We start from the raw sequence: 13,537 nt of genomic DNA on the forward strand, positions 1-13,537 counted from the left end.
GAACCTGAACGGCTTTGGTCAGGTTGCGTTCAGCTGGTAACCTTCGGGCGCCTCGACCGTTGAGCATTCTCGTCAGCAACTTGGACCACTCATGATCCGACGTCGCGAATTCCTGCAATCCGCTGCCCTGCTTTCCGCACTTTCCGCCACTGGCCTTGCCTCCGCCGCCGAGCAAGCCTTTCGCGGGCCCGCCCAGCCCTTCGATTACGCCGTGCTCAAAGGCCAGGCGCGTGCGCTGGCGAGCAAACCGTACCAGCCGCCGGAGAAGCTGGCGCCGAAAGTCCTGATCGACCTGGGCTACGACGAATATCAATCGATTCGTTTCAAGCGCGAAGACGCGCTGTGGGCCGATCTCCAAGGCGGCAACTTCCGTTTGGAATTTTTTCACATGGGCCGCGGCTTCAAAGAGCCGGTGCGCATGCATGAGATCGTCGACGGACAGGCGCGCGAGATTCTGTATCGTCCCGAGCTGTTCGACCTGAGTCGCAGCGGCATCAATGCCCGCAAGCTGCCCAAGGACCTGGCGTGGGCCGGCTTCCGCATTCACACCATCACCGATTGGGAACGAGACGTGGCGTCGTTCCTCGGGGCCAGCTACTTCCGCAGCGTCGGCAACGACACGCGACAGTTCGGCCTGTCCGCTCGCGGCCTCGCCATCGACACCGCGCTCGATCCGGAAGAGTTCCCCCGCTTCACCGAATATTTCTTGGAGCGTCCCAAGCCCGATGCACGCACGTTGGTGATCTACGGCTTGATGGATTCGCCGAGCGTCGCCGGCGCATATCGATTCGCGCTGACGCCGGGCGCGCCGCAGATCGTAGAAGTGGATGCGGCCGTGTATCCGCGCAAGGCGATTCGACGCCTCGGCATCGCACCGCTCACCAGCATGTATCAGGTCGGCGAGAACGATCGTCGCATGGGCTACGACTGGCGGCCGGAGATTCACGATTCCGACGGCCTGTCGCTGTACACGGGCAATGGCGAATGGTTGTGGCGCCCGCTGAGCAATCCGCCGCTGCTGCGCTTCAATTCCTATCTCGATGAGAATCCGCGCGGCTTCGGTCTGATGCAACGGGATCGCGACTTCAACAACTATCAGGACGACGGCGTGTTCTATGAGCGTCGCCCCAGTTTGTGGATCGAGCCGAAGTCGCCGTGGGGCAAGGGCTCGGTGCAGCTCACCGAAATCCCGACCGTGGATGAAACGTTCGACAACATCGTCGCGTTCTGGAATCCAGCCACGCCGGTCAAGGGCGGCGAAGAACTGCTGTACAGCTACAACATGTACTGGGGCTCGCAGATGCCCGTGTCTTCCAATCTCGCCGAAGCTGTAGCGACACGCACGGGCCTCGGCGGTGTCGTGGGACAGCGGCGGCGTTATTTCTCGTGGCGCTTCGCGATCGACTTCAAAGGAGGCGAGCTCGCAACCCTTCCGCGGGGAGCGAAGGTCGAACCGGAGATTCACGTGTCGCGAGGCGAAGTCGAGATCACCTCAGCCCGTCCGCTGTACGAGATCGGCGGCTATCGAGCCATGTTCGATGTGAAGCTGCTGGACGACAGCATGGACCCGGTCGACATCCGCCTGGTCCTGCGCATCGGCCATCTGCCGCTGACCGAGACCTGGACCTATCAGTGGTCGCCACCGCCGCTGAAAGATCGGCTGCTGATGCTGCAACAGGCGGGGTGAGCACGGATGCATTTTCGAGGCGACTTAACGTCGCCTCGAACCGTGCGAACGCCGGTACACGGATGTACCGGCTGGCTGAGGTACCACGGACGGCTGCTTGAGATGAGCCTCTTCGTCAGAACGTGTAACGGAAGCCCGTCTTCCCCGTCCACGAATACTCTTCATACTGCAACAGCCGCTTGCGACCGCCCAGGTTCTGATACGCGACGTGCGGCTCGTCGCCCAGATTCACGAACTCGGCAAACACCTGGAACTGTGGCGTCACGCGATACTTGGCGCTCAAGTCGAACTGAATGTGATTCTCGACGTACCGGTCGTTCTCCGGATCGTCGCCCAGCTCGTCCAGATATTTGTCTCGATAAGCCGCCGTCAGTCGGAAGCTCAGCGGTCCCTTCTCGTAACCCAGCGATGCGTTGAACGTATTCTCCGCCGAAGCCGGCAGCGAGATGGTGCGGCCGTCGAATTCGCCTTCGGCATCGGTGTACGTGTAGTTGAAGCCCACGATCACGCCATCGAGCGGCGACGGCAGGAAGTTCAGCGACTGCTGATAGCTGAGCTCGAAGCCCTTCACTTTCGCTTCATCGCCATTCTGCGGAATCAGCGCTTCGGTGAACGCGACGCCGAGGAACTCCGAGTCTTCGTACACGACGTTAACAATGAAGTCCTCGATGCGTTTGTAGAACACGCCCGCCTGCAGCACGCCGTTGCTGCCCAGGTACCACTCGGCGGACAGGTCGAGGTTCCAGGCGTCGTAAGGCTTCAGCTCGGGATTGCCGAACTCACCCTCGCGCAAGATCACGTCTTCGCCGGTGTCCTCGTCCTCTTCAACGGTCTCTTCGACCACGAAACGCGGCGCGAGCTGACCGATCTGCGGACGCACCAGACTGCGATAGATACCCGCGCGCAGCAGCACATCCTCGGCGGCCTGATAGCGAACGTTCAAGCTCGGCAACACGTCCGTGTAGTCGCGATCGAAGCTCGTCGGCGTGACATTGACTTCCTCTTCTTCGTCCACCAGCTCGACGCGGCTCGCGCGAATGTCATTGCGCGTCTGTTCGACACGCACGCCACCGACGAGACGCAACGGCCCCTGGTCGAGCTTCCCGAGGATGTAGCCCGCATAGATGTCTTCATCGACGCTGTAGTCGGCGATGTTCGACTCGAACTCGGTATCCAGATCGTTCAACTCGAAGTCGGCGATATTGCGATGGATGAAATCGCGCACCGCCGGGCCGTTGGGCACCGGGCCGATGCCAGCGAGACCGTAGCTCGGCGAGCCCGCCACGTCCGCGAGCGTGAAGTCGCCGTCGAAGCCGTCGAAAATGTCCGCTTGTTTGTCGTAGGTCTTCTCGCGCTGGCGAGCCTTGGCACCGAACTGGACGGTGAACTGGCCGCCGCTCAATGCGAAGTCGCGTGAGATATCGAAACGTGCCGCCAGCTCCTCGTCCTTGGCCAGGCTGAGCGACGTGCGCTCGATCTTGTCGAACTCGTACTCCTCGGCATCGCTGAATGCCGCCACGTTGTTGCCGCTCAGCGTGTAGCGCGGCAGGCGCCAGTCGCCGTAGTTGAAGCTCACATCGAGCTCGTCGCCGCCCTCGAACTCCTTCTGGAATTCGACGGGATCGAGCGAGCCAGCCTCACGCTCCTTGGCGGCCGACCAGGAACCGCTGTACTTGAAGGTCCACGCGCCAGCGAACGTTTCGCCGCCGAGGCTGAGCGATGTGATGGTCTGCTTCTCGAAACGATCCTTGATGTCGCGGGTGATCTGGATCTCGCCATCCGCGTCCGAAAAGTTCGCGGTGGTCGCCGTGCCGCTGTTGGGATCTTCGTCCATCTCGAAAACCACACGGCCGCGATATTCCTGATCCTCGAACTCGCTGCGCAGGAAGCGCGCATACAACGTCGTGGTGTCGCTCGCGCGGAAGTCCAGAGACAATGAACCACCGAGGCGCTTGCGCTCGACGTCGTAGTCGCGATACTCGACCGTGCCCGCAAAAGGCACGTCATCGCTCACGTCCCAGTCGTCCATCTCGATATTGTCGGTCGAGAATTTTCGCTTGTAGTAGGACAGGCCACCGGCAAGCCCCAAGCGGTCGCCGATCATGCGCGAGAAATCCAGGCTGCCCTTCGGCGACCATTCGTTGTTCAGATCGTTGAACGAGCCTTCGCCGGAGAACGACAGGAACGGCTCCTTGCGATCGAAGGCGCTGGTGGTGTTGATCTCGATGGACGCGCCGATGGTGTCGGCATCCATGTCGGGCGTCAGCGACTTCTTGATCTCGATGGATTCGATCAGCTCGGCGGGAATCACGTCGAGCGCGACCGAGCGCACATCGGCTTCCGGCGCCGGCACGCGCGCACCGTTGATGGAGGCGGCGTTCAGATCCGGCGACAGGCCACGTACTGCCACGAAACGACCCTCGCCCTGATCGTTGAGTACGTTAATGCCCGCGACACGACGCAACGATTCCGCCGCGTTCTGATCGGGAAACTGACCGATGCCGTCGCGGCTCAGCACACTCTCGACGCCATCCGCCGAGCGCTGACGGGACAAGGCGCTCGCCAGGCTGGCCTGCTGACCGACCACGAGCACGTTCTCGATATAACCGCCATCGGCGCGGGCCGTGCCGAGCAGGATGTCCTCGCTGCGCGTATCGCCGGCAACGTCAACTTTTGTTTCGACGGCGGGAGCGCCGACGTACTGGGTCCGCAATGTGTACGTGCCGTCCGGAACATCGCCAAAACGAAACAAGCCATCGCTGCCCGTCTGCGCGCGTCGTTGCAATTCGACGATTTCGACCTCGGCACTCTGCAGAAATTTGACGCCGGAAGCATCGCTCACACGACCCGACAAAGAGCCCGCCAGCGCCGCCGAAGTGACGCAGGAACCGGCCACAACCAGAGCCGTCAACGTCACCGGTGTGGACCAAATACCACGGCCATCTCTGCGCCAATTCGCGCCTTTCTCAATTTTCACGACAATGCTTCCCGATCTGTAGCGGCGATTCGCGGGACGCTTTATGCAGTGAAGGCGTGACGGTTACGTTGCAGCCGGATGACGACGGCGAGAAGACTCACTTCGGAAAGCAGCACTGCTCGACGGCACTGTCATGCAATTATCATCTGGCCCGCGTCGCAAGGACTGCACGGGAAACAGCGGCCCGTAACACCCGGCACCATGAGCAACACTGAGCACATCGTTCAATTTTTTCGCAGCGACGAGGAGTACGTGCGCGCCGCGGGCTATTTCCTGCGGGAAGGCCTGGAAGCGGGCGAGACCTGCGTGGCAGTCGCGACCGCCGAGCATCATCTGCAGCTCGATCGACATTTGCTCGATGCCGGACTGGATCCGGACATGCTCTCGGCCGAGTATCGTTACGTGCCGTTACAAGCCGAGCAGTTGCTGCCGACGTTCTTCGATGCGCGCTCCGGCATCGATCAGGAGCGTTTTCATCGGCAGTTCAATCTGTTGATCAGTCAGGCCAGCTCTCGCGGACAACCCGTACGAATTTTCGGCGAAATGGTCTCGCTGTTGGCCGATCAAGGCCAGCCCACCGCGGCCATCCAGCTGGAAGAGTTATGGAACGAGCTCAGCCGTCAACACCACTTCAGCCTGTTCTGCTCGTACAAAGTCTCGCCGTTCACCGAGAACCCGCGCTATCGCAAGCTCCTGCACAGCATTCACAGTCACGTGGTGTGCGAAGGCGCCTGAAGCAGCGGCTCGATCAACTCCAGCACTCGACTCAGCGCGCCCCGATTCGACGCCACGATGGCATTGGCCTTCGCGCCCATTTCTGCACGCAAGCTCGGATTCGCATATAGATCCAGAAGGGCGGCAGCCATTTGCTCGGCCGAATTCACTTCGCGAGCGGCGCCGCTGTCGATCATCAGTTGCGCGATGTCGGGCGCGTTGAAATTGTGAGGCCCGACCAGAATCGGTCGCTCGAGCACCGCGGGCTCCAGCAGATTGTGACCTCCGACCGTCGCAATCAAACTGCCGCCCACGAAAGCGATATCGGCCGCGGCGTATAACATCATCAGTTCGCCGAGCGTGTCGGCCAGTAACACCGACGTCGTCGGCGTCACCGATTCATTCCGACTGCGCGAAGCAAACTCGACCTGCTCGCTCTTCAACCACGCGCGCACAGTCTCGAAACGATTCGGGTGACGAGGCACGAGCACGAGCAACGCGTCGGCACGTTGTGAAGTCACGATCCGATGCGCGGCGAGCACCTGCTGCTCTTCGCCATCGTGCGTGCTGCCCGCAACCCACACCGGACGATCCGCGAGCTGCGTGGCTCGCAATGTTTGTCCCGCCTCGCGAGCCGGCTGCGGTACTTCGATGTCGAATTTCACATTGCCCGTGACCAGCACGCGTTGCGCGCCGATGGAGCGATATCTCTCCGCATCCTGCGCTGTCTGAGCCGCGACGGTGACATTGCCCGACAGCGCATCGCGAAACAGCGACGCAAACTTTCGATGCCGGACCGCGGACCGTTCCGAGATGCGCGCACTCGCCAGCAAAATGGGAATACGTCGACGCTCGCATGCCTCGAACAGATTCGGCCAGATCTCGCGCTCCATCACGATGGCAAGCCTCGGCCGGACCCGATTCAGGAAGCGACGCACCGCGCCCGGCACGTCGTAGGGCAAATAAGCATGACGCACCGAGTCGCCGAACAAGGATCGCACGCGCTGCGCGCCGGTCGGCGTGGCGGTAGTGATCAAGATCAAGTGCTGTGGATATTTTTTCAGTAGGGTACGGATCAGAGGCGCGGCGGCCTGCACCTCACCCACCGACACCGCGTGAATCCACAGACAAGGGGCAGCGCTCGATGACGCAAGCACACGCGTGTATCCCCATCGCTCCGACAGCCGGTCGCGATAGGCGGGATCGCGCAGGCCTCGCAAGGCCGTGGCCACCCACGCCAGGGGCGCAAACACATAGAGGAGTGCGGTATAGACGGAACGCAGCATGTTGTGGTGTTCTTCGCTAAGATGGTACCCGCAACTGCTGCCATCTATGAAGTGATGACTACATCACCGACGGCTTCATCCACTCAACACGTCGCGCTTTCCCGCTTTCTCGGACCAAGGTTCTGGCCGATCTGGCTGGGGCTCGGCATCGTTCGCGCCCTGAATGTTTTGCCATTGCGCACCCAGCTGGCGGTGGGCCGCGCGCTCGGCCGGCTGGCGTATCGCTTCGCCCGACGGGATCGGCGCATCGCTGCCATCAATATCGCGCTGTGTCTGCCTGGCCTGTCCCCGGCCGAGCGCGACGACCTGGTGCGCGAGCATTTCGAATCGCTGGGCTGCACGCTGCTCGAGACCGGCCTGGTGTGGTGGGCCAGCGAAGCGCGCCTGCGCCGGCTCATTCAGTTCGACGGCGAAGAACATTTGCACGCGGCGCTGGCCAAGGGCCGCGGCGCGCTGATGCTGAGCGCGCACTTCACCACGTTGGAAATGGGGGCGCGTGCGCTGACGCTGCTCGGCCCGACCAGCGTCATGTATCTCACGCCGAGCAATCCGCTGATCGCGGAGCTGTCGCGCCGGAACCGTGAACGACATACGGTCCAGGCGGTCACCAGCGAACAGATCCGCGAGCTGCTGACCAATTTGAAGAACAACCTGCCGGTCTGGTACGCCCCCGATCAGCGCTACACCGGCAAGAACAGCGCGACCGTGCCGTTCTTCGGCGTGCCCGCCGCCTCCAACGTCGCCACTTCCCGACTGGCGAAGATTTCCGGCGCGCCGGTGCTACCCTATTTTCCTGAGCGCCGCGCCGACAACACCGGCTATGTGATCGTCATTCATCCGCCGCTGGAAGATTTTCCGTCCAGCGACCCGGTGGCCGACACGCAGCGTTTTCATGAGCTGATCGAAGATCACGCCCGCCGCAACCCGGCGCAGTATCTGTGGACCTATAAGCGCTTCAAGCGCCCCGACTACGACCCGTATCGACGTTGATGAAGACGCTGTTGCCCCTGCTCCGCCCGCACTACTGGCCGACCTGGCTGGCCATTGGCACGCTCAAGGCGCTGCAACCGCTGCCCGTTCGCGTGCTCAGCGTGCTGGGCCGTGCGTTGGGCAGCCTCGCCGTGCGCCTGCCCATGTCGTTCGTGCGCATCGCGCGGACCAACATGGGCATCTGCCTGCCGGAGCTTTCCGATCAACAGCGCGAGCTGCTGCTGAAAGAACATTTCAAGAGCCTCGGGCTCGGCATTTTCGAGACCGCGATGGCGTGGTGGGGCTCGAACCGGCGCATCGCCCGGATCACTCGACTCGAAGGCCTCGAGCATTTGCGCGCGGCCCTGGAACGAGGCAAGGGCGCCATCCTGCTCAGCGCCCATTTCACGACGCTGGAAATCGGCGGACGCGTGCTGTGCGACGAGCTGAAGCGCGAGATCAACATCATGTATCGCCCCACCGCCAACGCGGTGCTGGAACGATTCCTGGCGAAAAATCGCATCGATCACACCAAGCGAGCCATCCAGCGCGACGACGTTCGCACGCTGATCACAGCGCTCAGAGCGAATGAGCCAGTGTGGTACGCGCCCGATCAGGCCTATCGCAAGAAAGGCGCGGAGATGGTGCCGTTCTTCGGCATTCCCGCCGCAACCAATACAGCCACCTCGCGCCTTGCCCGCATGACCGGCGCGGCGGTGCTGCCTTACTTTCAGGAACGCTTGCCGAATGGCGACTATCGGATGGTGATCTATCCGATGCTGGAGGACTTTCCCAGCGACGATCCGGTCGCGGACGCGAAGCGGTTCAACGCGCTGATCGAATTGCAGGTCCGTCGCTTCCCCGAGCAGTACCTGTGGATTCACCGCCGCTTCAAGGGCCTGTCGCCGGACTATCCGGATTACTACAAGCGTAAACGCGCCAGCTAACCGACCGCGCCCATCAGCCACTGCCATTGCTGCTCGCCGAATCTCACATCGGCGCGCTGACCTTTGATTTTTTCCAGCGAGCGTCGCAGGCGCGCCAGCACCGCTTGTTCCCAGGCGCCCCGGGCCTCGATCCGGCCGCGGTCGAAGTCGAGCAGATAAACCTGAGGCGCAGGGTCGGCCAGCAGAATGTTATTGGCATTGAGGTCGGCGTGATGCACGCCTTCGCGATGAAACGCGCCGACGGTCTGGCCGACGGCGCGCCAGCCCGCTTCGGATAGATCGTGTCCAGTGATCGAATCGGCGAGTGTGCGCGTGCCGGGCAGCAGCTCGGTGATCAAGTCGGCACGATAAGTAAACAAGCCGCGAACGTAACGAGCCGCGATCGGCGCCGGCACCGGCAAGCCGCGACGACGCAGCTCGGCGAGCAAGCGCCATTCAGCAAAGGAACGGGTGCGTGCGGCGCCGGACCAGAAGTAGCTGTCCTGCGACAGCCGGGCCATCAAGCCGCCGCGACGATAATGGCGCAATACCCAGCGGCTGCTCTCGCTCACATTCAAAACGGCAATCGAGCTGCGTCCGCCGGCGATTTCCTCCAGCGCGTTGCGCGACGCCCAGTGAGAGCGCGAGAACAATGCATCGTCTGGCTTACTTAGACGCGAGGCGTCGTATAGGATGCCGCCGCCGGCGGTGGCGATGAATTGCTCGTCGGTCATCGGACAGCAAATGTATAACGTCACTCATCCACCTGCCAGCGTCTGCATTCTGCGGCTCTCGGCGATCGGCGATACCTGCCACGTGCTGCCGGTCATCCGCACTTTGCAGCGCGCCTGGCCCGACACCCGGATCACCTGGGTCATCGGCCGACTGGAAGCCAAGCTGTTCGGTCATTTGCCCGACGTCGAGTTCATCGTCGTCGACAAGCGCGAAGGCACGCTGAAGGCGCGCGGCAAGCTCAAAGAACAGCTGCGCGGCCGAAGCTTCGACGTGCTCATGCATATGCAGCTGTCGCTGCGTGCGAGCGTCCTCTCGACCGCGATTCCGGCCAAAATCCGGCTGGGCTTCGATCGCAGCCGGGCGCGTGAGATGCAATGGTTGTTCACCAACCTGCGCATCGCGCCGGCCGTTCACCAGCATGTGATGGACAGCTTTTTCGGCTTCGCCGAGAAGTTCGATGTCTATGAGAAGGTGCTGCGCTGGGATATTCCACTCAGCGCCGACGCCGTCGCCTATGCCGAGCGGGTCATTCCCCAGCCGGGCAATACATTGATCATCAGCCCCTGCTCCAGTCATCAGCTGCGCAACTGGCGGCCCGAGTACTACGCCGAGGTCGCGGACTATGCGATCGCTTCGCTCGGCATGCGGGTCATTCTGTGCGGCGGCCCGAGCGCAATCGAGAAGCGCACGGGCGAGCAGATCGTGAGTCTGATGAAGCAGAAATGCGAGAACACCATCGGGCAGGACACGCTGCTGCAGTTCTTCGCGACTCTGGGACGCGCAACGGCCTTGCTCACGCCCGACTCCGGCCCCGCGCATATGGGAACGGCCGCCGGCATTCCGGTGATCGGCTTGTACGCAGCGACCAATCCAGCGCGCAGCGGCCCCTATTTGAGCCGTCAGTGGTGCGTCGATAAGTACGATCTGGCCTCGCGCAAGTTGCTGGGCAAGCCCGCCGCCGAGATCCCCTGGACCACCAAAATCGAGCGACCCGGCGTGATGGACCTGATCACGCCCGACGACGTGATCAAGAAGCTGCACGCGTTGCTGCTGAGCCTGGCCCGCCATAAAAAGTAACGCGTCCACCGGGCAGGACTGGCCTTCGCCGGGGCACGCTGCGAAACTGGCGGGCATGGTCGACTCCAGTCAGCTCCCGAAGCTGCCCATCACACTCCTCATCATCGCGCGCAACGAGGCGTCCGCGATCGGCCGCTGCCTGGACAGCGTGCCGTTTGCCGCGGAAAAACTGGTGATCGACTCGGGCAGCACCGATGGCACGCAGGACGTATCGCAGCGGCACGGTGCCCGGGTGGTCTATCAGGAATGGCTGGGCTTCGGCCCGCAACGCAACTTCGCAAGCCTCCAGGCCAGTCACGACTGGATTCTGGCGCTCGATGCCGACGAAGCCTTGTCGCCCGAGCTCGCCAACGAGCTGCGCGAGCGCCTGCCCCAGCTGATGCAATCATCGAATGCCGGCGCGATCCTGCGACGACAGACCTGGTACATGGGCGCGCCGATGCGCTGGTATCGACCGATGGTTGGCGAGCGCATGGGCCGCCTCTATCATCGCGGCCGCGCGCGTTGGACCGACGTGCGCGTGCACGAGTCGCTGCGCTTCGACGGGCCGACTCCGACGCTCAAGCATCCGTTCATTCACTTGAACAATCCGACCCTGGTGCACAAACAGCTCAAGACGTTGCGCTACGCCGAGCTGAAGGCACGGGATTGGCTGGATCGCGGCAAGCCGGTGCACATGTGGATGACGCCGTTTGTTTATCTGACCGCGTTCATCAAAGACTATTTTCTGCGCCTGGCGTTTCTCGACGGCTGGCGCGGTTTCATCGTGTCGCAGACCGCCGCGACTTACGCCGCGTACAAGCGCATGCGTTACTACGAGATGCGGCGCAACCCCGAGTCACGAGACATGGCCGCCGACCTGCTGCATGGTTACGGACTGGATCCCTGATCAAAGATCATCAGTGAGCAAACACTATCTCTTATATGGTTCGGAGCGTTATGCGCTCGCCATCCTGCGTCCTTTGCAGGATGCGATCCGCGCCCGCGGACACAAGGTCGCCTGGTTCTTCGACGGCCCGGGCGGCGAAGAGCTCCGCTCCGATGAAACATTCCTGCGCACGACCCGTGAAGTGCGCGAGTTCGCGCCGATCGCGGTGCTGACTTCCAGCAACGCCGTGCCGCATTTCTTTCCGGGCGTGAAGGTCGAAGTGTTTCATGGCTTCGACGCCGGCAAGCCGCGCCACATATACATTCGCGGCTTCTTCGATCTGTACTGCACGACCGGCTCGCGCGACACGCAGTCGTTCACCGAGATCTCGCGCAAGCTCGGGCACTTTGCCGTCAAGGAAACCGGCTGGCCCAAGCTCGATCCGTTCATGCGAGAGCACGGCGCTCCCGAACCGCCGCCGGTGCGTCAGCAGCCCGTGATCTTGTATCACTCGACGTTCTCGCCCTCGTGGAGCGCCGCGGCCATTCTCTACGACAACATTCGTGAGATGTCGCGCACCGGGCGCTGGCGCTGGATCGTGACTTTGCATCCGAAGAGCGCGCCGGAGACGGTGGCCAAATACAAAGCATTGGAGAATGAATATCTCCGCTTTGCCACCGAGGACAACATTCTCGACCTGTTCCCGCAGGTCGATATGATGATCTCGGATACGTCGTCCGCGCTGAACGAATTCCTGCTGACCTACAAGCCGGTCGTGACGTTCAAGAACCGCCGGCCCGGCCCGCAATTGATCGACATCGAGTCACCGGAACAGCTGCAACCTTCCATCGAGCGAGCCCTGTCGCGGCCGCCCGAGCTGATGCAGGCGATCCGTGAGTACGCCGACTCCATCCATCCCTACCGCGACGGCCACTCGAGCGAGCGTGTGCTCGACGCAGTCGACGAATTCATCGCCGCCGGTGCCCGCAATCCGAAGCCGAAACCGGGCAACTGGTGGCGTAAGATCAAAATCCGCAAGCGCCTCGGCTATTGGGGTCGTGTTTAATGACTCGGGATCGGGCATTACACTGCGCTATCCTGCTCCGCGTAAGCCCGGGGTGGCCATCCATGGCCACCCGCTCGGCGGAGCGAAGCCGTGCTTCGCTGAAAGTCACCGCCGAGCCCTGCCACGACCCTCGTGCGAGCAAGCAAAAAGGCGTGACTATTTGCTGCTCGCCGCCGCCAAAGGCGGCGGGGTACATCCATGTACCCAAGGGTGGCACCAGTTACTAATGTTGGACGTTCCCATGAGCACCGAAATCAAAGTTCCCATTTCTCCCGGCGAGCTGATCGACAAGATCACCATCCTGGAGATCAAGGCCGCCAACATCGGCGACCCGGCCAAGCTGGCCAACGTCAAAGTGGAATTACAGCTGCTGCAGGAGACGTGGCAGACCTCGGCCTACGCCGCCAGCAACATCGACGCTGAATGGAAACAGCTGCGCGACGTGAACAAGAAGCTCTGGGACATCGAGGACGACATCCGCGACAAGGAGCGTCAGCGCAAATTCGATCAGGAGTTCATCGAGCTGGCCCGCGCCGTGTACATCAACAACGACGAGCGCGCGGCCGTGAAGAAGACGATCAACACCAAGCTGGGCTCGAAGATCGTCGAAGAGAAGAGTTACGCGAAGTACTGACCAGCGGCGTCCCGGCTCAGGCCGGGAGCACCGCCATGCTGACAGTGGCCAGGGTCGCGCCGATGATGGCACCAGCAGCCACATCGGTCGGGTAGTGCAGGCCCAGCACTACGCGTGACGCCGCCACCAACGTGGCGAACGGCACCAACAGCCAGGCCAGCTCCGGATAACTGGAGACAGCCAGGATCGTGAAGCTCACCGCATGCAGCGTGTGGCCCGACGGGAAGCTGTAACGGTCCAGCGCCGGCGTGCCAGGCACGATGCCCGCGAGCGAGATATACGGACGCTCGCGCACCAGGCGCGACTTCAGGTACTTGTAGAGCAGCACGCCGACGATGCCGACCGCCGCCATCCGTACCGAGGGCATGACGGCCGATTCGCCATAAATCGCCGGCAGCAGGAAGATCAGGATGTACCAGAACACGCCGTCGCCGAGCTTGCTGACAGCGGCGAACAGGTCACGGACGAAGCGCCGCTGCTGACAGCCCCGGTTCAGACGCAGGCACCACGCGTATTCGTACGCGTCGACCCGTCGAAATATTCCGTCCACTCGTGCGGTAGTCATGGCAGACACCTCTGCGCGATACAATTCGCGCAG

The 13,537-nt window shown here is 62.3% G+C and carries 12 protein-coding genes; 8 read left to right on the forward strand and 4 right to left on the reverse strand.

What is annotated here, in order from left to right:
* Positions 1-94: 94 nt before the first annotated feature.
* Positions 95-1,687: an OpgD/OpgG family glucan biosynthesis protein gene (locus ACFPN2_RS08035; RefSeq protein WP_380600077.1), complete on the forward strand. Its 1,593-nt coding sequence runs from the start codon at positions 95-97 to the stop codon at positions 1,685-1,687.
* 115 nt (positions 1,688-1,802) lie between these two features.
* Here ACFPN2_RS08035 and ACFPN2_RS08040 read toward each other — a convergent pair whose 3' ends face one another.
* Complete coding sequence (locus ACFPN2_RS08040; RefSeq protein ID WP_380596091.1) at positions 1,803-4,664, reverse strand: TonB-dependent receptor; 2,862 nt, start codon at positions 4,662-4,664, stop codon at positions 1,803-1,805.
* Between the two features lie 201 nt (positions 4,665-4,865).
* Here ACFPN2_RS08040 and ACFPN2_RS08045 point away from each other — a divergent pair, with 201 nt between their 5' ends.
* Positions 4,866-5,399, forward strand: a complete 534-nt coding sequence (locus ACFPN2_RS08045; RefSeq protein ID WP_380596092.1) for an MEDS domain-containing protein — start codon at positions 4,866-4,868, stop codon at positions 5,397-5,399.
* Here the strand turns inward: ACFPN2_RS08045 and waaA are convergent.
* Positions 5,375-6,664 (reverse strand): lipid IV(A) 3-deoxy-D-manno-octulosonic acid transferase, encoded by a 1,290-nt coding sequence (gene waaA / locus ACFPN2_RS08050; RefSeq protein WP_380596093.1) that lies wholly within the window; start codon positions 6,662-6,664, stop codon positions 5,375-5,377. The two genes, ACFPN2_RS08045 and waaA, sit on opposite strands and share 25 nt — an antisense overlap.
* Before the next feature lie 21 nt (positions 6,665-6,685).
* Here waaA and ACFPN2_RS08055 point away from each other — a divergent pair, with 21 nt between their 5' ends.
* A complete protein-coding gene (locus ACFPN2_RS08055; RefSeq protein WP_380596094.1) occupies positions 6,686-7,654 on the forward strand; it encodes an LpxL/LpxP family acyltransferase in 969 nt (322 codons plus the stop codon).
* The gene (lpxL, locus tag ACFPN2_RS08060) at positions 7,654-8,580 is read left to right on the forward strand and encodes an LpxL/LpxP family Kdo(2)-lipid IV(A) lauroyl/palmitoleoyl acyltransferase (protein ID WP_380596095.1); all 927 of its coding nucleotides are present in this window, start codon (positions 7,654-7,656) and stop codon (positions 8,578-8,580) included. The genes ACFPN2_RS08055 and lpxL overlap by 1 nt, the downstream gene beginning before the upstream one ends.
* On the opposite strand, the gene ACFPN2_RS08065 is transcribed toward lpxL, so the two are convergent.
* A complete protein-coding gene (locus tag ACFPN2_RS08065; protein ID WP_380596096.1) occupies positions 8,577-9,317 on the reverse strand; it encodes a 3-deoxy-D-manno-octulosonic acid kinase in 741 nt (246 codons plus the stop codon). The two genes, lpxL and ACFPN2_RS08065, sit on opposite strands and share 4 nt — an antisense overlap.
* On the opposite strand from ACFPN2_RS08065, the gene ACFPN2_RS08070 reads away from it, so the two are divergent.
* From ACFPN2_RS08070 to ACFPN2_RS08085, 4 genes are all read left to right on the forward strand, one after another.
* On the forward strand, positions 9,304-10,371 hold the full coding sequence (locus ACFPN2_RS08070) for a glycosyltransferase family 9 protein (RefSeq protein WP_380596097.1): 1,068 nt from the start codon (positions 9,304-9,306) through the stop codon (positions 10,369-10,371). The genes ACFPN2_RS08065 and ACFPN2_RS08070 overlap by 14 nt on opposite strands.
* Before the next feature lie 55 nt (positions 10,372-10,426).
* Entirely contained in the window at positions 10,427-11,260 is an 834-nt protein-coding gene (locus tag ACFPN2_RS08075) for a glycosyltransferase family 2 protein (protein ID WP_380596098.1), read from the forward strand.
* A gap of 13 nt (positions 11,261-11,273) precedes the next feature.
* Positions 11,274-12,305, forward strand: coding sequence for a CDP-glycerol glycerophosphotransferase family protein (locus tag ACFPN2_RS08080; protein WP_380596099.1), 1,032 nt, complete (start codon positions 11,274-11,276; stop codon positions 12,303-12,305).
* A gap of 241 nt (positions 12,306-12,546) precedes the next feature.
* On the forward strand, positions 12,547-12,939 hold the full coding sequence (locus ACFPN2_RS08085; protein WP_380596100.1) for a DUF6165 family protein: 393 nt from the start codon (positions 12,547-12,549) through the stop codon (positions 12,937-12,939).
* Positions 12,940-12,955: 16 nt separating this feature from the next.
* Here ACFPN2_RS08085 and ACFPN2_RS08090 read toward each other — a convergent pair whose 3' ends face one another.
* Positions 12,956-13,504, reverse strand: coding sequence for a phosphatase PAP2 family protein (locus ACFPN2_RS08090; protein WP_380596101.1), 549 nt, complete (start codon positions 13,502-13,504; stop codon positions 12,956-12,958).
* Between the last annotated feature and the right edge of the window lie 33 nt (positions 13,505-13,537).

Source organism: Steroidobacter flavus (assembly GCF_042651805.1).
Lineage (GTDB): Bacteria > Pseudomonadota > Gammaproteobacteria > Steroidobacterales > Steroidobacteraceae > Steroidobacter > Steroidobacter flavus.